The organism is Rhodococcus sp. 06-462-5, assembly GCF_002258315.1.
In the GTDB taxonomy this organism is placed as follows: domain Bacteria; phylum Actinomycetota; class Actinomycetes; order Mycobacteriales; family Mycobacteriaceae; genus Rhodococcoides.
In genome coordinates, this window is the sequence record NZ_NOYD01000046.1 from 89,302 (window position 1) to 115,170 (window position 25,869).

The following is a 25,869-nucleotide window of genomic DNA, read 5'->3' on the forward strand; positions in this document are numbered from 1 at the left end:
GAGGTCGAGTGCATGCTGGGTAGAAGGAAGAGCCGGTCCGAGGACAAGCGGGGTGGGTCCTGGGGACGGCGCGCCGCCACGTCCATGCTGATGGCGGTGGTCCTCCCACTGGGATTGGCTGTAGCCGGCGGTGGCGCAACTGCCAACGCAGCCTTCGACGGCAATGCCATCGACGTCTGGACGGACTCGAGCATGGGTCCGATCAAGAGTCGCGTCTGGCGCGCCGCGGACGGCAACACCAACCGTGTCGTCTACCTCCTCGACGGGCTGCGGGCCACCACCGACATCTCCGGCTGGGAGCACGAGACCGACGCCGGTGCCGTACTGGCCGGGTACAACATCAACGTCGTCCAGCCGGTCGGCGGACAGTCGAGCTTCTATTCCGACTGGTACGCACCGTCGAACTTCAACGGCCAGCAGACCACATACAAGTGGGAGACCTTCCTGACGCAGAACCTGCGTGAGAACCTGCGCGCCAACTGGGGCTTCAACCCCAACCGCAACGGTGTCATCGGTATCTCGATGGGTGGCTCGGCTGCTCTGACGCTCGCGGCCTACCACCCGGACCAGTTCAGCTACGCGGGCTCGCTGTCCGGCTACCTGAACATCTCCGCTCCCGGCATGCGTGAAGCGATGCGTCTGGCATTGCTCGACTCCGGTCGCTACAACATCGACGCGATGTGGGGACCGCCGTGGGATCCGGCATGGCTGCGCAACGACCCGTTCGTCTTCGCGCCTCGTCTGCGCGACAACGGAACCCGCGTGTGGGTGTTCGCAGGTAGCGGCTTGCCCGGCGGACTCGATCGCCCGCGGAGCTTCATCGACTACTACAACACCGCCAACGGCATGGGCCTCGAGGCCATCGCACTGGCGAACAGTCGGGCGTTCCAGATCCGGATGGCCAGCATCGGTGCCAACAACGTCACCTATGCCTTCCCGGCCGTCGGTACCCACCAGTGGGGTTACTGGGGCGAGCAGATCCGCATCATGGCACCGGACCTGAGCGCCAACATCGGTAACTGACCCGGTCACGGATCATTTCGGTCGTTTCGCCCGCTTCTCGGCCCTTCGTGAAACTTCACGACTTTTCAGGGCTGTTCAGCGGGGACCGAGCAGGATAGTCTCCTGTTTCAGGGAAACGTCGAGGTGAAACTGGGACGCTGATCACAGTTTTGCCTTGGAACCGCTCGATGGAATAACCTCCATCGAGCGGTTCGCCTGTTTCACAGCAGAACCTCAGATTTTTCGGGACCACATCGTCCTTCGGCCCGGAGGGGCCACCAGGAAAGCCCTGTTCGATTGCCGGGGGCCGCATGTCGCGGAGACCGCGTAGATGAGAGAGAGCACGTTTCATGCGATTTGCCGGCCTCAGCAGAACACCGAAGGCGTCTTCACGCTGGCGTCAGCGCCTGCTCGGCGTCGGTGCTGCAGCACTCGTCCTTCCCCTCGCAGCCGGTGTCGTCGGTGGAGCAGTCGCTGTTGCAGCGCCCGCTCCCGTCGCGCACCAGGCCCCTGCCGGTGGCCGTGAAGACCTGATCGTCCCGTCCGAGATGGGCCCCATCAAGGTTCAGGTCCAGTGGGCGGCCCGCGGCGGCAACGCGGCTCTCTACCTGCTCGACGGACTGCGCGCCCGCGACGACCGCAACGCCTGGACGTTCGAGACCAACGCGCAGGATCAGTTCGCCAACGACGACGTGACCCTGGTCATGCCCGTCGGCGGTCAGTCGAGCTTCTACAGCGACTGGTACACCTCGTCGAACTTCAACGGCCAGGAAGTCACCTACAAGTGGGAGACGTTCCTGACGCAGGAACTGCCTGCGTTCCTCGAGAACTACGGTGTCTCGCGCAGCAACAACGGTGTTCTCGGACTGTCGATGGGTGGTTCGGCAGCTCTGACGCTCGCCGCGTACCACCGCGATCAGTTCAAGTTCGCCGGTTCGCTCTCGGGCTACCTCAACATCTCGGCACCCGGCATGCGTGAAGCCATCCGCGTCGCAATGCTCGATGCCGGACGCTTCAACGTCGACTCCATGTGGGGACCGCCGTGGAACCCGGCGTGGCTGCGCAACGACCCGTTCGTCTTCGCGCCGCGACTCGAGGGCATGTCCCTGTACATCTCGGCGGCCAGCGGTCTGCCCGGCGAGTTCGATCGTCCGGCTGCGCCGATCGACTTCTACAACACCGCCAACGGCATGGCCCTCGAGGCACTCTCGCTCGCCAACACCCGTGCATTCCAGATCCGGATGAACACTCTTGGCATCCCGGCCACCTACAGCTTCCCGTCCAACGGCATCCACGCATGGCCGTACTGGGGAGCCGAGCTGTGGAAGGCTCGCGGCCAGATCCTGGACGCGCTGAACGCCTGACACCGATCGAGTAGTCGTTCTTCGAGAAATGCCGCCCCGCGTCTGTGCGCCGGGCGGCATTTTTCGGTCCGGCCATGGTCGTCATCGCCGACTCAGTTCACAATTGCACCACCAGTCACAGCGCGTCTGCTGCTCGTCGGCATCGGGCACGTGTAGAAAGACATACGAAGCATGTCTCGATAGGAGACCTTCGAAAGTCACGTCGAAAGAGAGTCACCATCATGCGCACTGAGCTTGTTCGGTTCGGTCGGACTACATCGGCCGGCACACGGGCTCGGCGAGCGGCAGCAGCACTGACCGTCGCTTCCGCGCTGATGATCCCCTTCGCGACGACGACCGTTGCCTCTGCTGCCCCCATCGCGCAGACGGCCCCTGTTGCGCTGGCCGGCCCCGCCTACACGCAGACGTCCGGTGCCACCGTCACGTCGGTGGACTGGCTCTCCGATCGTCGCGTCGCGCTGTGGATCCAGTCGCCCTCGATGGGAACGCCCATCCAGGTTCAGCTGCTGCTCGCGCGTGACTGGAACATCAACCCGCAGGCCACGTTCCCGCAGGTGTACATGCTCGACGGCCTGCGCGCGACCGATCAGGAGAACGGTTGGACGGCCGAGACCGACGCCGAGTCGTACTTCGCCGACAAGAACGTCAACGTGGTCCTTCCCATCGGCGGCCAGTCCAGCTTCTACTCCGACTGGCTCGATCAGGACAACGGCAAGAACTACCAGTGGGAGACGTTCCTGACCCAGGAGCTCCCACCGATTCTTGAGCGGGATTGGCGTAGCACCGACACCCGTGGAGTCGTCGGGTTGTCGATGGGCGGTACGTCCGCGATGTTCCTGGCCGCGCGCAACCCCGGCTTCTTCAAGTTCGCCGGATCGCTCTCGGGGATCCTGACCACCACCTCGCTCGGCATGCCGCAGGCCATCCAGTACGCGATGACCGACGCGGGCGGCTACAGCTCCAGCGCCATGTGGGGCTCGCCGTCCAACTCCCTGTGGGCACAGCACGATCCGTACCTGCTGGCCGACAAGCTGAAGGGCGTCAGCCTCTACATCTCCAGTGGCAACGGCTCGACCGGACCGTACGACCAGCCGTCGGGCATTCCGGGCGTGAGCACCAACTACGCAGGCATGGGGCTCGAGATTCTCTCCCGCCTGACCTCGCAGTCCTTCGCCACCAAGCTCAACCAGCTCGGCATCCCCGCTCAGGTCAACTACCGGCCGTCGGGCACGCACTCGTGGCCGTACTGGCAGTTCGAGCTGCATCAGCTGTGGCCGCAGCTCGCCACCGCACTCGGCGTCGAGGTCGACAAGCCCGCATGCAGCGTGGCCGGCCTGATCGGCAACGCGAGCGGTGCCAATTCGTGGCTCGGCCCGTGCTTGACCGCCGAGTACAACGTGGCCGGAGGTCGCGCTCAGGACTTCACGTTCGGCCGGGTCTTCTTCAGCCCCGATACCGGTGCGCAGGTCGTCGCCGGTGCCATCGGTGGCATCTACCAGGGCAACAGGGGCCCCGAGGGTGCGCTCGGATTCCCGACCACCGGCGAGATCGGAACTCCCGACGGTCGCGGACGGTTCAACGCATTCCAGAACGGCATGGTCTACTTCACGCCGCAGACCGGCGCGCACGTGGTCAAGGGAGCTGTGCTCGACGAGTGGGCCGCTCAGGGTTACGAGGGCGGACCGCTGGGCTACCCGGTGCTCGACGAGGTCGAAACGCCGAACAAGCCCGGATCGGTACAGGGCTTCGAGATCGGTGCCATCTACACCTCGCCCGATGCCGGTGTGCATTCGGTGCAGGGCATGATCTTGGGCAAGTACGGCGAATTGGGTTGGGAGGGTGGAGCTCTCGGGTTCCCCAAGTCCAACGAGCTCGGCCCGATCAGGGACGGCGGACGCTTCAACCAGTTCGAGACGGGCAACATCTACTGGAGCCCGCTCAGCGGAGCGTGGTCCACCCCGTACGGTCCGATCTTCGACGCATGGGGATCGGTCGGCTACGAGGGCGGCCGGTTGGGCTACCCCACCAGCGATCAGTTCGACATCGACGGTGGCGGCAAGCAGCAGAACTTCCAGTTCGGCATCATCACCGTCAAGGACGGCGTTGCCACGATCGCGCCGTAGAGCGTGCATGACTCTTCAGAGTCCTCTCAGAGCGTGGCGGTACTCTCGCCTGCGACCCGACGACCGAAGGATTTCGATCGATGATGCGTAATTCCCTCACCAGGACTCTGTCGCTCGGTGTGTTCGCCGTGGCGGCGAGTTCGATGCTGGTGGCCTGCGGGAGTGACGACTCGACGGCTACCGGAGCGCCGACGAGCACCACCTCGGCTGCCGAGACGACGACCGAGGCGAGTTCGACGACGTCGGCTGCCGAGACCACCACCACCGTTGCGCCGACCACGAGTCCGGGTGAGGCAGCCACCGCGCCGCCCGAGCAGCCGCAGCCCGTCCCGGACGATTTTCCGGGGCCGACGGAAAGCCAGATCGACGACCGCGGTACGAGTTTCCTGGACGAGCTGAGGAAGCAAGGCATCACCCCGGCGGGCAACGGCGACATCGCGGTGTCGACGGCCAATTACATCTGCGCCGCGCAGGCGCAGGGCGTCACGGCGGAGGAGATCTCGACCTTCGTCACGGCGAACGTCGGCGTCGAGGCCAGCGCCTCCGGAACTCAGATGAGCGAGACGCAGGCTCAGCAGGCAGCCCAGACCTACATCGCCGCCGCGCAGGCGACGTACTGCAGGCCGTAGAGATCCACGGTGATGGCCAAGCGTAAGCGCAGAATCCTTCCGGTTGTTGCCGTTGCGGCGATCATCGGTCTGATCATCGTCGCTCTGTGGTACCTGCTTGCCGGACGGCTGCCGAAGGAACCGGGCATCCCGGTGCCTCCGGGACCCGAGGAGCCGACGTCGCAGCCGGCCGACTGCCCCGACGTCCAGGTCATCGCCATCCCCGGTACCTGGGAGTCGTCGGCCACCGATGATCCGTACAACCCGACGGCCAATCCGGCCTCGTTGATGCTCAACGTCACTCGCCCCTTGCAGGAGCAGTTCCCGGGATCGCGGGCCGACGTCTACACCGTGCCGTACGTGGCTCAGTTCTCGAATCCCATCGCGCTGCCGCCGGACGGCCAGCAGTCGTACAACAACAGCCGTACCGAAGGCAAAGCCGTCGCCGTACAGAAGATGACCGACGTCAGTGCACGTTGCCCGTTGACCAACTTCGTTCTCACCGGCTTCTCGCAGGGCGCTGTCATCTCCGGTGACATCGCGGCCGACATCGGAGCAGGCAACGGTCCCATCTCCGCCGATCGCGTTCTCGGCGTCACCCTCATCGCCGACGGCCGACGCGACGGCGTCTCCGGTACCGATGTTCCGGGCCCGCTCGACGGCGTCGGTGCCGAGGTCGCTCTCGGCGGACTCGACCTGCCCGGCATCACGATGACGGGGCGCCGAGAAGGTGGCTTCGGTGCCCTCGACGACCGGACCAACCAGATCTGCGCACCCGGGGACCTGATCTGCTCGTCACCGTCGGATGGACTGTCGCTCCGCAACATTCCGCAGAGCATCCAGATTCTGATCGGCGCTGCAGGCAACCCGGTACATGCGTCGTACAACAGTTTTGTCGTCGACGGATCCGGTACGACGGCTACTCAGTGGACCGCTGGGTGGGCCGCCGGACTGATCGAGAATGCCCCGACGCCCGCGCATTCGTGAGCGACGACGCTTCATAACGGAAACGTCACAACGTCACGTGCAGCGATCTGGTGCCGGGCACAAACCTGAGCCGCGAAGCCCCCAGCCGGTGTGATCGGCTCGGGCCAGCGGCTAGAGTGGCGCCTTGGACCTGCGCAGATCGGCCCGACCGGGCTGCTCGCGTCACCCGAAACAAGACCGCTGCACACTCCGAGGAGAGCAATAGATGAGTTCCGCCGAGGCCGCGACCGCAGGGCCGCGCAAATTCCGATTCGCTGCAGGCGGAGAGGGAAACGCCGAGGAGGGCGGGGCTCGGAAGTTCATCAAGCTGGCGCAACAGGCCGAGGAACTGGGCTACGACAGCTTCATGATCCCCGACCACCTGGGCAACCAGGTCGGTCCCATCGCAGCACTCGGAGCGCTCGCCGTCGCCACCGACAAGATTCGGCTCGGCACCGCTGTGTTGGCCAACGGCTTCCGGCATCCCGCAGTGCTGGCCAAGGATGCGGCCACCATCGATGTGCTCTCGGGTGGGCGGCTCGAACTCGGTCTCGGTGCGGGTTGGATGCGTGAGGAATACGACAAGGCGGGAATCACGTACGACCGCCCTGGCGTGCGCATCGAGAAGCTGGAGGAGACCCTCGAAATTCTCGACGTGTTGTTGCGCGGTCAGGAATGCAACTTCGAGGGCAAGCACTACACGATTGCAGGACTCAAGGGCAGTCCTCGGCCCCGCCAGGGACCGCGTCCTCCCATCTGCATCGGCGGTGGCGGTCCGAGGATGCTCGCCCTGGCGGCCAAGCACGCCGACATCATCTCCGTGGTGCCGAGCACCTCGAAGGAGGGCAAGCTGTTGCTCTCGGGCATGACCATCGAGAAGACCCTCGAGCGTGTCGATCTCATTCGCGCGGCAGCGGGCGATCGGTTCGACGACATCGAACTGAACTGGGCCATCACCACGATCGTCGTCACCGACGATCGCGAGCAGATGGCCGAGATGGCGCTGGCGGCACTCGACAACGGCTACCCGCCGAACGTGGACGTCGACGTCAAGCTAACCGTCGAGGACATCCTGTCGTCTCCGTACCTCGCATTCGGGACATACGAGGAAATTGCCGATCAGATCCGTAACGTTCGCGCGCGAACGACGATGTCCTATGTCGGGGTTTTCCCTACTCAAATGGAAGCATTCGCGCCGGTTGTCGACTTGCTGAAAGGCGAGTGACGTAGGCGCGTGTCGGTACCATGTAGCTGGCCTTTCAAACCAGGTGCCAAACCGACACCATAAGAGCTACTAGTCAGTAACATAAAACGCTGTTCGGTGTCTGCATGCACGTAGCCGGTCGTGCGGGCCCAGGTCACGCAGGCTGTGTGGCAGCGGATTCGTGTCGGAGGAGATTGAAGTAATGAGCCACACGTTCGATGAATTCATCGATGAGAACGGGCATATCACCATCGGCGAAGGGCAGACGCTCGTCCGCCACGTCGAGGTGAACGTGAAGGAGAATTCCGACACGCTCGCGTACCGGTTCGTCGATTACTCCAGGGAACGTGACGGCGAAGCTCACGAGCTGACCTGGGCCGAGTTCGGTACTCGCCTCAAAGCTGTCGCGGCTCGCCTGCAGCAGGTCACCCAGCCCGGTGATCGAGTGGCCATCCTGGCACCACAGGGCCTCGAGTACGTCATCGCCTTCTTCGGAGCGATCTACGCGGGCACCATCGCGGTACCCCTGTTCGATCCGGACGAGCCCGGTCACACCGATCGTCTGCATGCCGTCCTCGGCGACTGCAAGCCGAGCGCCATCCTCACCGCGAGCAACTCGGCAGCAGGCGTGCGTGCGTTCTTCCGCGCGCTGCCCGCCGCGGAGCGTCCCAGGATCATCGCCGTCGACGCGGTCCCGGACAGCGTCGGTGAAACATGGGTCGAGCCCGAGGCCGGGCTCGACGACATCGCTTACCTGCAGTACACGTCCGGTTCGACGCGGACCCCGGCCGGCGTCGAGATCACGCACCGCGCGGTCGGCGTCAACGCGCTGCAGATGGTCGACAGCATGGAGATCAACCACGACTCCCGCGGCGTCACCTGGCTGCCGATGTTCCACGACATGGGCCTGCTCACCGTCATCCTCCCGGCGCTCGGCGGCAAGTACATCACCATCATGAGCCCGCGCGCCTTCGTGCAGCGGCCCTGGCGCTGGATCAAGGAACTCGCCGCGGTCTCCGACGGCGCAGGCACCTTCGCAGCAGCACCGAACTTCGCGTTCGAGCACGCCGCCCAGCGTGGTCTGCCGAAGAACGGCGAGAGCCTCGACCTGTCCAACGTCATCGGTCTGATCAACGGCAGCGAGCCCGTGACCACGTCCTCGATGAAGAAGTTCAACGAGGCGTTCGGCCCCTACGGTCTGCCGAAGTCCGCGATCAAGCCGTCGTACGGCATGGCGGAGGCGACCCTGTTCGTCTCGACCAGCAAGCACGCCGACGAGGCCAAGGTGGTCTACGTCGACCGCGTCGAGCTCAACGCGGGCAACTTCGTCGTCGTCGCCCCCGACGCCCCCGGCGCGATCCCGCAGGTGTCCACCGGAACCGTCGCCCGCAGCCAATGGGCCGCCATCGTCGATTCCGAGACCGCCACCGAAGTTGCCGACGAGCACGTCGGCGAGATCTGGTTGCACGGCGAGAACATCGGCAAGGGCTACTGGGGCCGCGAAACCGAGACCTCGGAGACCTTCCACAACAAGCTCGTCCACCGCAATCCCGAGGGCTCGCACGCAGACGGCGCTCCCGAGGGCGGCAACTGGATGCGGACCGGCGACTTCGGCGTCTACCACGACGGCGAGCTCTACATCACCGGCCGCGTGAAGGACCTCGTCATCGTCGACGGCCGCAATCACTACCCGCAGGACCTCGAGTTCTCGGCCCAGGAAGCCAGCAAGGCATTGCGTCCCGGTTTCGTCGCGGCCTTCGCCGTCCCGCTCAACCAGCTCCCGGACATCGTGTTCGAGTTCAGTGGCGCAGCCCTGACCAAGGACTCCGACGACAGCTCCGAGCAGCTCGTCATCGTCGCCGAGCGCGCACCCGGCTCCGGCAAGGCGGACCCGGCTCCGATCGCCGACGAGGTGCGTACCGCGGTCTCCGCACGACACGGCGTCACCGTTCGCGACGTGCTCCTCGTCCCGGCCGGTTCCATTCCGCGTACGTCGAGCGGCAAGATCGCTCGACGCGCTTGCAAGGCCGCGTACATCGAGGGCACGCTGCGTGGCGGCTACCAGCAGACGGCCTTCCCGGACGCAGAACTGCCCGACTGACGGACGCACCCTCCGTTTTTCCTCCGACACGACTTGGTGAGTAATGGCTGAACTAGAGACAGACAAAATCGAGCGCGTGGACGGCGGAGACCTCACGGTTGCCCAGCTGCGGGACTGGCTGCGCAACTGGGTTGCGGACGCGACCGGGCAACCGGCGTCGGCCATCTCCGACGACCGCCCGATGGAGGAATTCGGTCTGTCCTCTCGCGATGCCGTCGCACTGAGCGGCGAGATCGAGGAGCTGGTGGGGGTCACCCTGACCGCCACCGTCGTCTATCAGCACCCCACCATTGCCTCGCTGGCCAAGATCATCATCGAGGGCGAGCCGGACGAGCCGGTCGGCACCGTCGACGATGCGTTCTACACCAGCGGCGGGCACTCGGGCGACGCACACGACGTCGCGATCGTCGGCCTGTCCTCCCGCTTCCCTGGCACCGGACAGACTCCGGAAGAGATGTGGTCGCTGCTGATCGAGGGTCGCGACGGCATCACCGATCTGCCCGACGGCCGCTGGCAGGAATTCACCTCCGATCCCGTCATCGCTGCTGCGGTGGCCGCAACGGTGACCAAGGGCGGTTACCTCGACGACGTCAAGACCTTCGACGCCGAGTTCTTCGCGATGTCGCCCAACGAGGTCGTCAACGTCGATCCGCAGCAGCGGCTCGCGCTCGAGCTGACCTGGGAAGCGTTGGAGCACGCGCACATTCCGGCCAGCTCGATCAAGGGCAGCCAGGTCGGCGTATTCATCGGCAGCTCCTCCAACGACTACCAGCTCATCGCAGTCAGTGACCCGGCCGTGCACCCGTATGCGCTCACCGGTACGTCCACCGCCATCGTCGCCAACCGAGTGTCGTACTTCTACGACTTCCGCGGGCCGTCGATCGCCGTCGACACCGCGTGCTCGTCGTCGCTGGTCGCCGTGCACCAGGCAGTACGCAGTCTGCGTACCGGTGAATCCGATCTCGCCGTTGCCGGTGGCGTCAACATGCTGCTCGCCCCGCCCATCACCGTCGGATTCGGCCAGACGGGCGTGCTCGCGCCCGACGGCCGCATCAAGGCCTTCTCCTCCGACGCCAACGGCATGATCCGCTCCGAGGGCGGCGGACTCGTCGTGCTCAAGCGACTCGAGGACGCCGAACGCGACGGGGACGACATCCTCGCCGTCATCGCCGGATCCGCGATCAACCAGGACGGCCGCTCCAACGGTCTGCTCGCGCCGAACCCGGACGCACAGGCCGATGCACTGCGGTTCGCCTACCGCGACGCCGGTATCAACCCGTCGGGCGTGGACTACATCGAAGCGCACGGCACCGGAACCATTCTGGGCGATCCGATCGAGGCCGACGCTCTCGGTCGTGTGGTCGGTCGTGGCCGTGACGCGGACAAGCCGGCCCTGCTGGGATCGGCGAAGACCAACTTCGGGCACCTCGAATCTGCCGCAGGCGCAGCAGGTTTGATCAAGGTCGTCCTCGCGATGCAGGAGAACAAGCTTCCCGCGTCGCTGAACTACGTGGGCCCCAACCCGTACATCGACTTCGACAAGGCGCACCTGAAGGTGATCCCGGAGGCCACCGACTGGCCGCGGTACACCGGCAAGGCCGTCGCGGGCGTCTCCGGCTTCGGATTCGGTGGCACCAACGCCCACGTCGTCGTGCGCGAGTACGTCCCGGGCGAGACCGACGGCGCATTCGACCCCGCGGCCGTGGACCCGGAAGCCGTTCTCGTCGAGGGTCTCACCGACGTCTCCGGTGCCGAGCTGCCGATCGTGGCCGAGCCCGAGGCTGAATCTGCAGTCTCGGAGGTCGAGACCACCGATCCGGTAGCCGAGGCCGAGACGATTCTGTCCGATATTGAAAGCGGTTCGGAGACGGTCATTCTCGCTGTGTCCGCGGCCCTTCCGTCGCGCCGTAAGCGAGCCGCCGGAGAGTTGGCCGACTGGCTCGAAACCGAAGAGGGCAGCACGACGCCTCTCGTCGACGTCGGCCGCACGTTGGCGCGCCGCAACCACGGGCGTTCGCGCGCAGTGGTTCTCGCATCCACCACGGCCGAGGCGATCGCGGGACTGCGCGCCATCGCCGCAGGCAAGCCGGGACCCGGTGTGTTCTCCGCGGATTCGCCCGCCTCCAACGGCGCAGTGTGGGTGTTCTCCGGCTTCGGCTCACAGCACCGCAAGATGGCGTCGCGGCTCTACCGCACCAACGCGGTGTTCGCCGCAGAGGTCGACAAGGTGGACGAGCTGCTCGTCGACGAGGCCGGCTACTCCATCCGCGAGATCATCCTCGACGACTCGCAGACCTACGAGTTCGAGAACTCCCAGGTGGGCATCTTCGTCATCCAGATCGCCTTGGCGGCAACGCTTCGCGCGCACGGTGCCGAGCCGTCGGCCGTCATCGGGCACTCGATGGGTGAGGTCGCGGCCGCATACGTCGCCGGGGGTCTGAATCTCGAAGACGCAGTGCGCATCATCTACGCCCGCTCGCGACTGCTGGCCGAGGGCCAGGAAGGACTCGGAGCCGCATCGCAGGGTGCCATGGCCCTCGTCGAATACACCCCGGACGAGGTCAAGACGCTCACCGATCAGTTCCCCAACGTCGAACCCTGCGTCTACGCAGCACCGACGCACACCACCGTCGGCGGGCCACGCGCCGAGGTCGAGGCTCTCGTCGAGATGGCCGAGGCCGCAGGCAAGATGGCCCGACTCCTCGACGTCAAGGGAGCCGGACACACCGCAGCCGTCGACGTGCTGCTCGGTGAGCTGGCCGCCGAACTCGCCGGAATCGAACCCGGCAAACTCACTGCCGGGGTCTACTCGTCGGTCGATCGTGAGGCGCACTATCGCGTCGGGCATGCGGCGATCCACGGTGTCGACTACTGGACCAAGGGAATGCGTCATCCGGTCTGGTTCACGCAGGCCGTCAATGTCGCTGTGGGAGACGGTCACACGACGTTCGTCGAGCTCGCTCCCAACCCCGTCGCGTTGATGTCGGTTGCCGCCACGGCATGGGCTGCAGGCGTCGCCGATTCGACTCTGATCCCGACGCTCAAGCGCAAGGAGGACGAGTCCGAGACGTTCCTCGCTGCCCTGGCGCAGCTCTATGTCCACGGTCACGCACTGGAACTGGCAACGCTGTTCGAGTCCGGCCCGTACGCCGACATCCCGCGAACTGCATACCTGCGCAAGGAGTTCTGGCTCAACTCGCAGGTCAGCTCCAGCGGCAACGCGCGAGTTCCCGGTGCCCGCGTCGCATTGCCGGACGGCCGCCACGTGTGGGAGGTCCAGGCGTCGGCCGTCGCCGGTTTCGATGCACTGGTCACGGCTGCCGCATCGCAGGTGTTCTCCGATGTGGCCCTGGGTGTTTCGGTCTCCCACGCCGCCGTGCCGAAGGCGGGCACGGTCGTCACCACGTTGACCTCGCACCTCGGTGGCGCGTCGGTGCAGGTGCACGCGCACGAGGGCTCGGCGTTCACGCTGCTGCATGAGGCCGTCGTCACCTCCGGTGATGTGCGTCCGGAACCCGTTGTGGCCGTGGAACAGCAGAGCTCGTCACCGATGGAGGAGTTGCCGGAGGTCGTCGAGACGTTCGGGGATCGCTGGGATCCCAACGGCAACCAGAAGCTCGAAGATCGATTGGCCGTCATCGTCGCGGAGTCCATGGGCTACGCGCCCGAGGATCTGCCGCCCGAGGTTCCGCTGATCGAACTCGGTCTCGATTCGCTCAGCGCCGTGCGCATCAAGAACCGGGTCGAGTACGAATTCGATATCCCCACAGTGCAATTGCAGGCCGTGCGCGACGCGAACCTGCGTGAGGTGGAGAAGTACCTGCGCTACGCGATCGAGAACCGCGACGAGGTGCAGGCACTGGCCGACAAGCAGGCGGCGGAGAAGGCGGCCGAGCAGGCTGCCGAGAACGGCGCAGGTGCTCGTGAAGAAGCTCTGGACACTGCCATCGCAACGCCGGAAGCAACGGTTCCGAGCGCCGAGTATCAGCCTGCTCCGGCCGTAGCTGCCGCGGCGCAGACCGACCTGGGTGGCAAGGAAGCCTTCGCCGAGGCCGCCGGATCCGACGTGCCTCCGCGCGACAATGCCGAGCGGATGACGTTCGCGACATGGGCTGTGGTGACGAAGGAATCGGCCAAGGGCATCTTCAACACCCTGCCGATCCTCGACGACGAGACGGCCGAGAAGCTGGCCGCTCGTCTGACCGAGCGGGCAGGCGGCGAGATCACCTTCGACGACGTCCTGGACTCGGAGACCATCGAGCAGCTCGCAGACAAGGTTCGCCCGCACCTCGAGGACGGTGAGATCGACGGCGTCGTACGCAATCTGCGTGCCCGCCCCGAAGGTTCCACCGCCACACCGGTGTTCGCGTTCCACTCGGCCGGTAGCTCCACCGTCGCCTACGAGCCGCTGCTCCGGAAGCTGCCTGCCGGCACTCCGATGTACGGACTCGAGCGCGTCGAAGGACCCATCGCCGTGCGGGCTGCGGAGTACGTGCCGCTGATCAAGGCGATACAGCCCGAAGGACCGTACGTGTTCGTCGGCTGGTCGCTCGGCGGCATCCTCGCCTACGAGGTGGCGCGTCAGATGGAGGAAGAGGGCATCGAGGTCGCCTATGTCGGGCTGCTCGACACCGTCATGCCCGGTACGCAGATCCCGGACACCAAGGACGAGGTGCGCAAGCGCTGGGAGCGGTACGCGGCGTTCGCGAAGAAGACGTACAACGTCGACTATCCGATTCCCTACGACAAGCTGGTCGACTCGGACGACGAGGGGCAGATCCGCATCATCACCGATCTGGTGAAGCTCAGCGGAGCCAAGATCCCCGGCGGCATCATCGAGCACCAGCGCACGTCGTGGCTCGACAATCGGGCCATCCAAACGGCCGAGCTCAAGAAGTACGGCGGCCACGTGACGCTGTACCTGGCCGACAAGTACCACGACGACGCGATCGCTCTCGAGCCCGCGTACGCCACCCGCGAAGAGCACGGTGGTTGGGGACCGGTGGTCGAGGACCTCGAGATCGTCTACGTCGGAGGCGATCACCTCGCGGTGGTCGACGAGCCGTACATTGGAAAAATTGCGGCCCATTTGTCGAAGACGCTCGAGAACATCGAGTCTGCAAGAACCGGAGCGTAGATCTTGAGTGGCACCACTGCGGAGAAGCTGGCCGAACTACGGACGAAGCTCGAACAGGCCAAGGAACCGGCCGGCGAGATCGGCGTAGCGAAGCGGGCGAAGAAGGGCATCCCCAGTGCCCGCGATCGCGTCAAGTCGCTGCTCGATCCCGGTAGCTTCGTCGAGATCGGCGCACTGGTGAAGGCCCCGAACGACCCGGCCGCCCTCTACAGCGACGGCGTCGTCACCGGCCACGGAACCGTCGACGGTCGTCCGATCGCGGTGTTCTCACACGATCAGACGGTGTTCGGCGGGACCGTCGGCGAGATGTTCGGCCGCAAGGTCGCCGGAATCATGGACTTCGCGATCAAGATGGGTTGCCCGGTCGTCGGCATCAACGACTCCGGTGGAGCTCGTGTGCAGGACGCGGTGACGTCCCTGGCCTGGTACGCCGAGCTGGGTCGACGCCACGAGGCGCTGTCCGGTCTGTGCCCGCAGATCTCCCTGATCCTCGGCAAGTGTGCCGGTGGAGCGGTGTACGCCCCGATCAACACCGACATCGTGGTCGCCACCGAAGAGGCGTACATGTTCGTCACCGGTCCGGACGTCATCAAGTCCGTCACCGGCGAGGACGTCAGCCTCGACGAACTGGGTAGTGCCCGCGTCCAGGCCATCAACGGCAACGTGCACCATGTGGCCGCCGACGAGAAGGCCGCTTTCGAGTGGATCCGGAACTACCTGAGCTACATGCCGTCGAGCTGCCAGGAAGAGTCGCCGGTGATCAACCCGGGGCTCGAGCCGGAGATCACCGAATCCGATCGCAAGCTCGATTCGTTCATGCCCGACGCCGACAACGCCGGCTACGACATGCACGACATCATCCTGCGCATCTTCGACGACGGTGAATTCCACGAACTGTCGGGCCAGACGGCACCGAACGTCATCACCGGCTTCGCCCGCGTCGACGGCCGGCCGGTGGGCATCGTCGGCAATCAGCCGATGCACCTTTCCGGGGCTCTCGACGCCAAGGCCGCGGACAAATGCGCCCGGTTCATCCGCCTCAGCGATGCGTACAACATTCCGATCATCTTCCTAGTCGACACGCCTGGCTTCCTGCCCGGCGTCGACCAGGAGACCCTCGGCGTCATCCATCGCGGTGGCCGCTTCATCTTCTCGTTCGTCGAGGCGACGGTGCCGAAACTGACCGTGGTGATTCGTAAGTCGTACGGCGGTGGATACGCGGTGATGGGCTCGAAGCAGCTCGGATCCGACATCAATCTCGCCTGGCCGACCGCTCGCATCGCCGTCATGGGTGCCGAAGGTGCCATCAACATCATGAGTCGTAAACAACTCGCCGAGGCCGGCGAGAACGCACCGGCTCTGCGCAAGCAGCTCATCAACTTCTACAACGAGCATGTGGCAACGCCCTGGATCGCCGCCGAACGTGGTTACATCGACGCGGTCATCGAGCCCTCACAAACGCGCCTCGAAATTCGTAAGGCCCTGCACATACTCAGGGACAAAGAAGTGCACAAGAGTCCGCGCAAACACTCGTTGCTCCCGATCTAGTCAGAGCTAGGTGGGCGGTCCGTCGTATTCGGGGGTCGCTCCGCTCCCGTTCGCGTCAATGGACCACTGCACCGGTCAGACGTATGCAATGGTCCATTCACGCATCAGCCGCGGCTGTTTCAATGGACCACTGCACCGGTCAGATGTGTTCGATGGTCCATTCACGCGGTCGACTCGCGCGGAACCATCACCACATCCGGTCGAGGCCTTGCCAGAGCATGGTGGTAATTCATCCTCAAGTCGTCGAGCACCTGTGTCGGCCGATCGCGGATGTCTTGCGGTGAATGGGATACGACGATCAGTCCGTGGGCCCGCATTCGGTTGCGTCGGGCCTGTGTCCGCTGGTAGTCGGCCGGTGACAGATGATGGGTTACGGAATCGATTTCACGTGCCAGCGCCACGGTGTCGATCCAACCGTCGGTATTGGCGATGAACTCTCCGCTGCGGGCGTAGATGTCGCAGTTGTGCGTCATCGCAGGCAGTCCGCTTGTTCGGTACAGGCGTTGGTCTTCGAGTTCTGCCACCGAGTGCGCGTTGTCCCGTAACTCGAGAAGTACACGGCGGGTGAGCGCGCTGTAGCGACGCGGCCCTTCGGCCAATTCGGTGGCGATCTGGTCGATGGTCACGCCGTCTCGTTGGAGCACCTCGGTCAGCAGGGCGACGCACCGTGCCTCGGATTTCGCGGCTCGCGTGGCGTCGACCAGTGAACGCACCAGAGGAGCAACTCGGATGCTGCCCTTCGTGACCGGCTTGGGAAGACGCCACGTCCGCTCTGCGCGGACGAAAGACACCGATGCCCGACGCATCTCCGCGGGTAACAGCAGATGGACGTCCCCGGCGGATCCGTTGGTCCCGTATCCGAACGAATCGAGTCCGACGCAGCCGGTGATCATGCTCGTCGCTCCGCCGTATGCGAGCGCCGCGGCTGAGCGCTCGAGCGTCGACGGATGTCCGTTGCGCAGCAGTACGACGCCCGGTAGCAACCGCTGCCACGGACCGCCGGCCGCGCACCTGCCGTCGATCGCTGCATCACTCACGCCCGCCTCGCGAAGCTGCCTGCGCGTCACGACGCCAGTCGAGCTCAGGTCGAACAATGAACCCGCATTCCACAGTCGTCTTTTCATGCCCGAAGAGTGGAATTTCGCACCGACACGTTTGTCGCGTTCAGGCGCTGTCGCGGGTTGTCTGTGGATAGCCGACCAGGCTGTGAATGGATTGGTTGAGGCCGGTCGTGAGCCGGACGACGCTGTCGGAGTCGGATGATAGGGCCGGCCAGTGGAGTCGGATGGCGCGATGGCGTCCGCGGTCCCTGCCCCACCGGAAGGTGAATGGACCATTGACGCGCTCAGACGTATGCAAAGGTCCATTGACCCACAACAGGCCGAAACGTGAATGGACCCTTGCACGGTCGAGACGTGTGCAAGGGTCCATTGACGCAAAGCGGGCGGGCGGTCAGTCCTCGAATACTCGCAGTTGTCCGTCTTTGTAGAAGCCCGATCGGGTGACGTCTGCGGTTTCGAGTTCAGCGGGCACGGCGCTCGGGTAGTACTGCTCGTAGCGCTCCAACGAACCCCAGTCCCTGGCCCAGTCGTTGTCGAGGTAGGTGGGGACGGTGACGGGCTTGGCGAGTAGTTCGGACCAGCCCAGGGGGCCGCCGTTCTCGCCGGACTGCCAGGTGTCGGTGGAGCTGACGGCGAGTGGGCGGTCGGGGAGGATGCGGTATCCGGGTACCTCGGCGACGCCGTTTCGGTGGTCGAAGGGGCGTTGGCACGGGAATTGCAGTCCGACGGCCCAGTCGAGCAGCACGGGCTGCTCACTGCCGATCATGGTGTTCAGGTTTTCCATCACCGGAACTCGCGGCGGGGTGAATGCGAGCCATTGGTCGCCGGTGAGGTTGGGGTCGTTGGCGACGATGCGGACGGCGTCGGCGTCGGGTGCGATGTTCGCCAACGGGATTCGGAGGTTGCGCCACGAGGGTGCGGGTCCGATGTCGCGCGGAAGGTAGGTGCCCTGAGCCTGGACGCTACCGTCGGGCTGACGCTTGCCGTATTCGAGCAGTAGCGACTGTCCGTAGGTGAGGGCTCCGGTGTCGTCGTAGGACCAGATGCGTCCGGCTGCGGAGAAGACGACCAGGGGAGCGTCGTCGCTGCGGGCGGGTAGTTGGTACCAGCTCGAGGTGGCAGACGCGGGCTCCTGGACGCCTTCCTGGTAGGAGCCGAGGACGGGGGTGGTGGCCGGGTCGAGACCGAAGGGCAGGGCGGCGGACGAGCCGTTGACGCCCACTTCGCCGGTGCCTCCCGCGGTACCCGAACTCTGGCCTTCCTCGAAGGCGGGTCCGACGGCTTGCTGGTCGGTATTGCCTTGTCCTGGTTTGACTTCCACGGCGTCGGCGCTGAGGTCGCTGGGAACGCCGTTGGCGGTGAAGTTGCGCAGTGTGCTGCTCGATCCGCCGAGGGGTCCTGCGACGGGGTCGAACTCCTCGGGCAGCGGGCTCAGCACGCCTGCGTTGGGGTTCGATTCGACGAGGACATCGTTGGCGAGTCCGCACGAATTACCCAGTACCGATTGCACATTCGAGCGGGCCAACGAATAGGCGGGGTATTGCGAGACGGCTCCCTTGACGAGCGAGAGAATCTCGAAGAGCACCATGATTCCGGCGATGACGGTCAGTGGTGCGGCAGCGAACTTACGGATGCGTTTGCCGCGCGCGGATGTCGGTTTCGGTTGTGGGGGAGCGTATCCCTCACGTAGGTACTGGAATGCGGCTACGGCGAGGACGAGTCCGAAGAGGATGAGGAACAGGGTGCCGGATTCGTTGCCGCCCAGCGACACCGTCTTGTCGAACCACGGCACGCCGTAGCTCGAGACGTACCAGTAGCCGTTGATACCCGAGAAGGACAGTGCGAGAACGAACATCAGTCCGGCGGTGAACAGCGATCGGTTTCGCCGCGAGCGCAGGGCACTGGCCGACACGGCGACGGCCGTCAGCGCGGCCAGGCCACCGGCGATGCCGGCGTAGGAACCGAAGTGGTGAGTCCACTTGGTGGGGTTGAACATCATGAAGAAGATGGTGCCGAGCACGACGCCGAGCAGACGCCAGGCCGGCCCGTTCGCGATGCCGGGGATGCGTCGGCGACGCAGCAGCACGAACAGTGTGGTGAACAGGCACAGGATCATCGTCAGGAATGCGAAGCGGCGTGCGACCGAGCCGTCGACGGTCTGGACGAAGAGGTAGTAGTAGCGCAGGAAGTCCTGGTACCACGCCTCGTTGGGGCCGATGATGGTGCGGACTCGGGTGGATTCGATGACCGTCGCGTACGTCTGGTCGGCGAAGACGACGACGAGGACCAGTACGCCGGCTGCGGCCAACGGTGCCAGCATCGCGAGGGTGCCGACCTGGCGGTGGCGTCGGACGACGATGCGCGCGATGGGCCGGGCCCCGGCGAGAAGCGCTGCCACACACATCAATCCGGTCGGCGCTGCGGCGAGGGTGAAGGCTCCGATGAGACATGCTGCGGCGGCGGGGAGCAGTCGGCCGGTGGCGATGGATCGTTCCACCGAGCACCAGGTGAGGAGCGCTCCGAGGGCGACGATCGGTTCGGGGCGCAGACCGTTGTTGTACGGCAGCCAGAACGCGAGGAACACCAGTCCGCCGGTCCACAGGGCGACGTTGGACTTGCGGACGGCGCGGCCGAGGCGTGGCACCACCTCACGGCTGATCACCATCCAGCACAGGACGCCTGCGATGAGGGCGGGCAGGCGCATCCACGGGCTGGCGGTCGAGATCTTGGCGAAGACGGCGAGTACGTCGTAGTACCAGCCGAACGGGGCCTCGGGGACGCCGAACCAACGGAAGTAGTTGGCCATGTAGCCGGAGTGATCGGCGGCGCGGGCCATCGTGAGCAGATAGCCGTCGTCGGAGGTGTTCGCGCCGACGAAGTGCCAACCGACCAGAGCACCGAGGACGGTGACGTCGACGCCGGTGAACTTCCACCAGTGCGAGGGGAAGAAGCGGCGATGCGCGCGACCGTCGGTGCCGTCGAGCCGACCGAGTGCGCCGATGGCCAACAAGGTGCAGGCGATCGCGAGGATCATGATCAGAGACTTCAGGAGCGTCGGCGACGACGAGAAGCGCGAGTCGACGTCGACGGTGACCGACATGTCGGCCGGGGCCGCGCCGCTGAGATCGCTGAAGATGCCGACGACCTGGGGACGTAGGTCGCCGTCGAGACGGCCCTGGATCGGTTGGCCGTCGTCATCGGTCAGTCCGGTGAATGCCGCGGAGGTGTACTGGTCGTTCGAGGTGATCTCGATGGTCGCGCAGCGCGTGCTCTCGACGTCGGCGCGAGGTGCCGTCGCGACGACCACGTTGCGGTCGAGAACGTCGACGTTCGATTCGCCGACGCGAACGAACAGACTGTTCAGTGCCGCGCCTTCACCCTGCGGGGGCGCCGTCGCCAGCAGTAGCCCGCCCGACGCGGGGAGTGCTGCGACGGCAGAGCACGGGAGGGTCGCGGTGAGGCTCAGGGGTGCCTGGGACACCAGCGGGGCGTCCACGTCCTGCAGGAGGCCGTTCTGCGGCCACGCGATGGTGGCGGTGGTCTGAGTGACGGGTGCGAACGGAGTGATCAGCGCGAACAGCACACCGAGAACGCCGGCCACCATGGCGATCAGCCGGGGAATTCGTACCTGAGCACGAAGTTCGTCCGAGGCTCGCAGTGGAGCGGGAACGGGTGGACCAGCTGATGAATCTGTCACGACGTCGGGCACGAGAGTCGATGTTATGCGAGCGTGACGAAGAGGTCACACAGGCACCGTCCCCGGGAATAATTACAGAACCAGGGAATCAGTCGGTTTTCATCGGTCCGTCGCTGGCCAATCCGGACCGAGACCGCTGCTCGACGTCGATCTCGGCCGCCGCCGCGTCAGGATCGAGTGGCATGTATCTCTCGATCGATCCCCAGTCTCGGGAGTAGTCGTCGGCGAGGTACGACGGCAGTGTCTCCGCTCCGAGGAGCAGTTCGGTCCAGCCGAGCGGGCCGCCGCCGATCGAGTCCTGCCAGGCATTGGTGGATTCGGCCCCGGTGCGGTCGGGCAGGATGCGGTACTTCGGTACCTCGGCGACGCCGTCGCGATGATCGAACGGTCGCTGGCACGGAAACGCAAGTCCGACGGCCCAGTCCAGCAACACCGGATCGGTCGATCCGACCAGTGAGTTCAGCGTCTGGGTGTTCGGGACGCGCGGCGGGGTCACGGCAAGCCATTGATCGCCGGCCAGGTCGTTGTCCTCGGCCACGATGCGCACGACGTCTGCCTCGGCCGGTAGATCGCTCATCGGGACCCGCAGGTTGCGCCAGGACGGCGACGGGCCGATATCGAGGGGGGTGACGCGGCCCAGTGCCTGGACGTCGCTACCGTCGCGGCGCCCGTATTCCAGTTCGACGCGTTGGCCCGGGGTGACGACGCCGTCCTTGTCCACCGAGCGGATACGGCCGGCGGCGGCGATGGCGATCAGGTCGCCTTCCCCCGGCAATGCGTACCAACCGGAGGTCAGCGACGCAGGCTCGGTGGCTCCGAAGCTGCCCAGCACCGGAGTGGTTGCAGGATTCAGACCGAACGGCAGAGCGACTGTGCTGCCGTTGATTCCGACATTCTCGTTGGTTCCGCCGGAGGTGCCCGCAGAGTTCGACGAGGTGGCCGCCGCACTCTGTTCGGAGTCCTCGGGTCGGATGGAGTTGGCGCTGCCTTGAGCGGTGTCCTCGGAGTCTGCGGTCAGGTCCTGGGCGACGCCGTCGGGGGTGAAGCCGGTACTCCCTCCGGCACCCAGTGCGTCGGCTGCGGGATCGAGCGGTTGCAGGACCGAGCCGTTGACGTCGGTCTCCACCTGCACGTCGCCGGCGAGTCCGCACGAGTTTCCGGCGAGGGCGGAGAAGTTCGATCGGGCAATGGAGTACGCCGGGTATTGCGCCACAGCGCCTTTGACGAACGAGAGCACCTCGAAGGCGACGACCCCGCCGGCGACGATGGTCAGCGCGGACGGCGCGAAGCGTCGACGCGTGGTGGGTTCTTCTCTGCGATAGGGCAATCGGACGTGCTGATAGGCGGCGTAGAGCAGCGTCAGAACCGTCAGGCCGAGCAGGATCGTCGAAAAGCCCTTTCCGGCAATGGACGGCGGCTTGTCGAACCACGGAATGCCGTAGCTCGAGACGTACCACCACCCGTTCGAGCTGGTGAACGCCACCGCCGTCAGGAACAGTACGGCGGCGGTGAACAGTGTTCTGTTGCGCGGGGATCGGACGGTCGCCGCAGTGACGGCAACGGCTGCCAGCGCGGCCAACGATGCCGCGAGACCGGCGTACACCCCGAAGTGGTGGGTCCACTTGGTGGGGGTGAACATCATCAGAGCCAGTGCGCCCAGGATGATTCCGAGGATCCGACGCGACGGCCCGGTGGCGGTCCCGGGGATGCGTCCGTTCTTGCGGAGCATCACCGCGATGCACACGACGATGCAGAGCAGCATGGCGAACATGCCGAATCGTCGGGCGAGCGAGCCGTCGGGCGAGATGGTCATCAACGCGTCCCAGCGGACGCGTTCTTCGAACCACGGCACGTTCGGTCCGATGGCCGAGCGCACCCGGGTCGCCTCGAGGACGGTGCTCAGAGTCTGGTCGGCGAAGATCGCGATCAGCACCGCCAGTCCCGACGCGACCAGCGGCGCGAGAACGGCGAGCAGTCCCACCTGGCGAGCCCGCTTGACCACAATCATCACCAGCGGGCGGAGGCCTGCGAGCAGGGCGGCGACGGCGATCAATCCGGTGGGTCCGGCGGCGAGGGAGAACGCGGCGATCAGGGTGCCGATGGCGGCGGGCAGCAGTCGTCCGGTGGCGATGGCGCGTTCGATCGAGCACCACGTGAGCAGTGCGCCGAGGGCGATGATCGGTTCGGGGCGCAGTCCGTTGTCGTAGGGCAGCCAGAAGGCGAGAAACACGAAGCCCGCGGTCCACAGTGCGACACGGTTGGTCAGTACCGCCCGACCGAGGCGGGGGATCACCTCGCGGCTGATCACCAGCCAACACAGCAGCGCCGCGATGGTGGCGGGCAGGCGCATCCAGATGCTGGCCGTGCTGACCTTGGCGAGAGCGGCGAGCATGTCGTAGTAGGGCATGCCGAACGGCGCTTCCGGGACGCCGAACCAGCGGAAGTAGTTGGCCATGTAGCCGGCGTTCTCGGAGACGCGGGCCATGTTGAGCAGGTAGCCGTCGTCGGAGGTGTTGGCGCCGATGAAGTGCCACAGCACCAGCACGCCGACCACGACGGCGTCGACGCCGGTGATCGACTTCCAGCGCGAGGGCAGGAATCGGCGGTGGCGTCGACCGTCCATGCTGTCGAGGCGATGGAGCGCGAACAGCGATGCGATGACCGCGAGTGCGCCGACGATCATGGCCAGCAACTTGAATGTGGTGGGGCTCGAGGAGTAACGCGAGTCGATGTCCGCGCGCACGTTCAGGCCGTCGACCGGTGCGGTGAGGTCGGTGTAGATGCCGACGACCTGCGGGCGGATGTCACCGTCCACCGTAATCGCCTCGCCGTCCAGGTCGACGACGGTGCTGGTGGCGTTCGACGTAACCGTCAGGGCGCAGTTCTCGGACAGCTCTGCGACGGGAGCCTCGGCGAGGACGCGCTCACGCAGCAGAACCTGCAGTCGGCCGTCGTCGACCCGCACGATCAGTGCCTTCTGCTCGGTCTTCGCAGCCGCGATGGGTGCGGTGGAGATCAGCGTGCCGCCGTCGGTGAGAGCACTGGCCGCGCTGCACGGAACGGTCGCCTCGAAGTCGACGGGCGAGTAGCTCACCAGCGGGGCGTTGACGCTGCCGAACGAGCTCTGCGGCCACGAGAGGGTGGCAACGTCCTGCTGAACCGGCAGCAGGGGAGTCGCGATGGCGAGAATCGCACCGATGATGCCGGTGACGATCGCTATCAGCCGGGAGGTCTTGAGGTTCGGAGCGGTCTCGGGCACGCCGACGATGCTATGGGACGAGCGTCCGCACATCCCACACCCACACGCCACCGGTGTATCGAGGCTCGACACCGACGAGGTCGGTCACGGTGGTGCGTAGGGCGATGGTGTTCTTGCTCGGCGGCAGCACCACGACGTCGGCCTCCCAGAACGCCATGTCCTGCGCTGCCTGACTGCGCTGATCGTCGGTGATCTCGGGAACGGTGCCCGAGTCGTAGACCGAGCCGAGCAGCAGTGCGGTGGGCCGGTCGACGGCTCCGTACTTGGCGACCTTGTCTTCTTTGTCGCTCGGTCCGACGAAGTATCCGGCGGCGAGCTTGAAGCCCATGTCGGCGTCCATCTGCCAGCGCAGCGGGCGCGCGTCCTCGGGCCGCGGGAGGGGAACGGTGACGACGGAACCGTCGTCGACGTAGTTCTCCCACTCACCGTCGGCGAAGAACTCCGGGGTCGGAGACTTGTCGACGGTGACCAGCGGCGTCGGGATCAGGGGCACGAGCGCGAGGGCGAGTCCGGCGATCCAGAACGCAGGCAACGGGCGAAGTCCGTTGCGAACCGTGCGATCGGTGGCCAGGACGAGCAGCAGGGCGAGAGCAGGTACCGCACCCAACGCGAACCGGGTCTCGAGCACGGATTCGACGAGGGGGTATTCGGCGAGCTTCGTCCACGGCAGCGTGATGCCGGTGTCGTCCTTGCCGATCACCAGAGTCGCGCCGAGCGAGAGCACGCTCATGACGATCGCGGTGGCAGCGGCGGCACGGGCGCACGCGACTCGCCACATCCACACCGCGGCAACCAGGCACAGCACCAGTAGCGGCCAGCCGAAGTAAGCGTTCTCCTCGGTGGCGTTGATGCGGACGTTCTGCCCCGGCGTCGCCTCGCCGCCGAGGGATTGCGTCGGGAATTGGAACAGCGCTTTGGCGTCGTTGCCCATCGGCCCGTGTTCGAGGAACGAGTACGACTGCGGGCCGAAGAACTGCCACCACAGCGGAAACGCCACGAGCGTCAACGCGATGCCGGCCGATACGGCGAGTCGGGGCACGGCATTGCGGACGGCGGGCCACAGCGAACGCGGCCGCGACATGTAGTAGACGACGGCGAAGATGCCGAACGACATCGCGAAAATCAGCAGCGGCTCTTCGCCGAGCAGGATCTGCAGCGCGACGATCAGGCCGAGTCCGACGGTGTTCTTGGTGGTTCCGCCGCCGCGTGCGATGCGGGTGACCAGCATGGCGATGACGGGAAGCAGAAACAGCACCACGAAGTTGGGGTGGCCGTTGGCGTGCGATATCGCGCCGGGCGCGAAGCCGCACAGCGCACCGCCCATGGCCGCGGCACCCTTGGATGAGTTGAGCTGGCGGGAGAACAGCCAGAACCACGCGAACGATGTGCCGGCGAGGCCGATGGTGAGGGCAATTGCCCAGGTCACGGTCGGGCCGAAGAGCAACGTGATCGGGGCCAGCGGGATCGAGATGCCGAACATTGCCGTGTTCGCCATCAGATTGACCCCGAGCGGGTAATTCTGCAGGTCACTCGCCAGCGGGTTGCTCAGCGAAGCAACCGAATGCGCGGCAACGGAGAAGAACCACTCCCACATCGTCTGGTCCTGGCCGCTGTTGTAGAGGTAGCCGCCACCCAGATTGCGCCATTGACCCTGCAGAACGTAGACCGCAGCGATAAGAAATCCGACCGCCGCAACGACGTCACCACGTCCGACGCCGGAGTGTCGAGCCGGTGCCGTAGTCGGCTGCCGCTCGAGAACTCTCTGGTCGTGGGTGGTCATCGCGTCGAGGTTACAGAAA

At 65.6% G+C, this 25,869-nt stretch carries 13 protein-coding genes; 9 read left to right on the forward strand and 4 right to left on the reverse strand.

Annotation, left to right across the window (positions count from 1 at the left end; genetic code table 11):
* Positions 1 to 12: 12 nt before the first annotated feature.
* From CH251_RS20380 to CH251_RS20420, 9 genes are all read left to right on the forward strand, one after another.
* Positions 13 to 1,023 carry an alpha/beta hydrolase family protein gene (locus tag CH251_RS20380; protein WP_179273485.1) on the forward strand — a complete coding sequence of 337 codons (1,011 nt, stop codon included), beginning with the start codon at positions 13 to 15 and terminating at the stop codon, positions 1,021 to 1,023.
* Between the two features lie 329 nt (positions 1,024 to 1,352).
* Positions 1,353 to 2,366, forward strand: coding sequence for an alpha/beta hydrolase family protein (locus CH251_RS20385; RefSeq protein ID WP_052047297.1), 1,014 nt, complete (start codon positions 1,353 to 1,355; stop codon positions 2,364 to 2,366).
* 221 nt (positions 2,367 to 2,587) lie between these two features.
* Entirely contained in the window at positions 2,588 to 4,489 is a 1,902-nt protein-coding gene (locus CH251_RS20390) for an alpha/beta hydrolase-fold protein (RefSeq protein WP_094614767.1), read from the forward strand.
* Positions 4,490 to 4,572: 83 nt separating this feature from the next.
* Positions 4,573 to 5,118: a DUF732 domain-containing protein gene (locus tag CH251_RS20395; protein WP_094614928.1), complete on the forward strand. Its 546-nt coding sequence runs from the start codon at positions 4,573 to 4,575 to the stop codon at positions 5,116 to 5,118.
* A 12-nt stretch (positions 5,119 to 5,130) separates the two neighbouring features.
* On the forward strand, positions 5,131 to 6,084 hold the full coding sequence (locus CH251_RS20400; protein WP_094614768.1) for a cutinase family protein: 954 nt from the start codon (positions 5,131 to 5,133) through the stop codon (positions 6,082 to 6,084).
* Between the two features lie 205 nt (positions 6,085 to 6,289).
* Positions 6,290 to 7,288, forward strand: coding sequence for an LLM class F420-dependent oxidoreductase (locus CH251_RS20405; protein ID WP_094614769.1), 999 nt, complete (start codon positions 6,290 to 6,292; stop codon positions 7,286 to 7,288).
* Between the two features lie 181 nt (positions 7,289 to 7,469).
* Complete coding sequence (gene fadD32 / locus CH251_RS20410; RefSeq protein WP_094614770.1) at positions 7,470 to 9,368, forward strand: long-chain-fatty-acid--AMP ligase FadD32; 1,899 nt, start codon at positions 7,470 to 7,472, stop codon at positions 9,366 to 9,368.
* A 43-nt stretch (positions 9,369 to 9,411) separates the two neighbouring features.
* Entirely contained in the window at positions 9,412 to 14,505 is a 5,094-nt protein-coding gene (gene pks13 / locus CH251_RS20415; RefSeq protein WP_094614771.1) for a polyketide synthase Pks13, read from the forward strand.
* Between the two features lie 3 nt (positions 14,506 to 14,508).
* Positions 14,509 to 16,053, forward strand: coding sequence for an acyl-CoA carboxylase subunit beta (locus tag CH251_RS20420; RefSeq protein WP_094614772.1), 1,545 nt, complete (start codon positions 14,509 to 14,511; stop codon positions 16,051 to 16,053).
* A 161-nt stretch (positions 16,054 to 16,214) separates the two neighbouring features.
* Here CH251_RS20420 and CH251_RS20425 read toward each other — a convergent pair whose 3' ends face one another.
* The 4 genes from CH251_RS20425 to CH251_RS20440 all read right to left on the reverse strand — a co-directional run bounded on the left by CH251_RS20425 (position 16,215) and on the right by CH251_RS20440 (position 25,850).
* On the reverse strand, positions 16,215 to 17,177 hold the full coding sequence (locus tag CH251_RS20425; RefSeq protein ID WP_143537861.1) for a hypothetical protein: 963 nt from the start codon (positions 17,175 to 17,177) through the stop codon (positions 16,215 to 16,217).
* A 328-nt stretch (positions 17,178 to 17,505) separates the two neighbouring features.
* The gene (locus CH251_RS20430; protein WP_094614774.1) at positions 17,506 to 20,823 is read right to left on the reverse strand and encodes an arabinosyltransferase domain-containing protein; all 3,318 of its coding nucleotides are present in this window, start codon (positions 20,821 to 20,823) and stop codon (positions 17,506 to 17,508) included.
* Between the two features lie 76 nt (positions 20,824 to 20,899).
* Positions 20,900 to 24,103 carry an arabinosyltransferase domain-containing protein gene (locus tag CH251_RS20435; RefSeq protein ID WP_094614775.1) on the reverse strand — a complete coding sequence of 1,068 codons (3,204 nt, stop codon included), beginning with the start codon at positions 24,101 to 24,103 and terminating at the stop codon, positions 20,900 to 20,902.
* Positions 24,081 to 25,850, reverse strand: coding sequence for a glycosyl transferase (locus CH251_RS20440; protein ID WP_094614776.1), 1,770 nt, complete (start codon positions 25,848 to 25,850; stop codon positions 24,081 to 24,083). The genes CH251_RS20435 and CH251_RS20440 overlap by 23 nt, the downstream gene beginning before the upstream one ends.
* Between the last annotated feature and the right edge of the window lie 19 nt (positions 25,851 to 25,869).

What these genes read in the sequence shown, in the direction of transcription:
- CH251_RS20380 (WP_179273485.1), top strand. Translation starts at nt 13, where the DNA reads ATGCTGGGTAGAAGGAAGAGCCGGTCCGAGGACAAGCGGGGTGGGTCC.
- CH251_RS20385 (WP_052047297.1), top strand. Translation starts at nt 1,353, where the DNA reads ATGCGATTTGCCGGCCTCAGCAGAACACCGAAGGCGTCTTCACGCTGG.
- CH251_RS20390 (WP_094614767.1), top strand. Translation starts at nt 2,588, where the DNA reads ATGCGCACTGAGCTTGTTCGGTTCGGTCGGACTACATCGGCCGGCACA.
- CH251_RS20395 (WP_094614928.1), top strand. Translation starts at nt 4,573, where the DNA reads ATGCGTAATTCCCTCACCAGGACTCTGTCGCTCGGTGTGTTCGCCGTG.
- CH251_RS20400 (WP_094614768.1), top strand. Translation starts at nt 5,131, where the DNA reads ATGGCCAAGCGTAAGCGCAGAATCCTTCCGGTTGTTGCCGTTGCGGCG.
- CH251_RS20405 (WP_094614769.1), top strand. Translation starts at nt 6,290, where the DNA reads ATGAGTTCCGCCGAGGCCGCGACCGCAGGGCCGCGCAAATTCCGATTC.
- fadD32 (WP_094614770.1), top strand. Translation starts at nt 7,470, where the DNA reads ATGAGCCACACGTTCGATGAATTCATCGATGAGAACGGGCATATCACC.
- pks13 (WP_094614771.1), top strand. Translation starts at nt 9,412, where the DNA reads ATGGCTGAACTAGAGACAGACAAAATCGAGCGCGTGGACGGCGGAGAC.
- CH251_RS20425 (WP_143537861.1), bottom strand. Translation starts at nt 17,177, where the DNA reads ATGAAAAGACGACTGTGGAATGCGGGTTCATTGTTCGACCTGAGCTCG.
- CH251_RS20435 (WP_094614775.1), bottom strand. Translation starts at nt 24,103, where the DNA reads ATGTGCGGACGCTCGTCCCATAGCATCGTCGGCGTGCCCGAGACCGCT.
- CH251_RS20440 (WP_094614776.1), bottom strand. Translation starts at nt 25,850, where the DNA reads ATGACCACCCACGACCAGAGAGTTCTCGAGCGGCAGCCGACTACGGCA.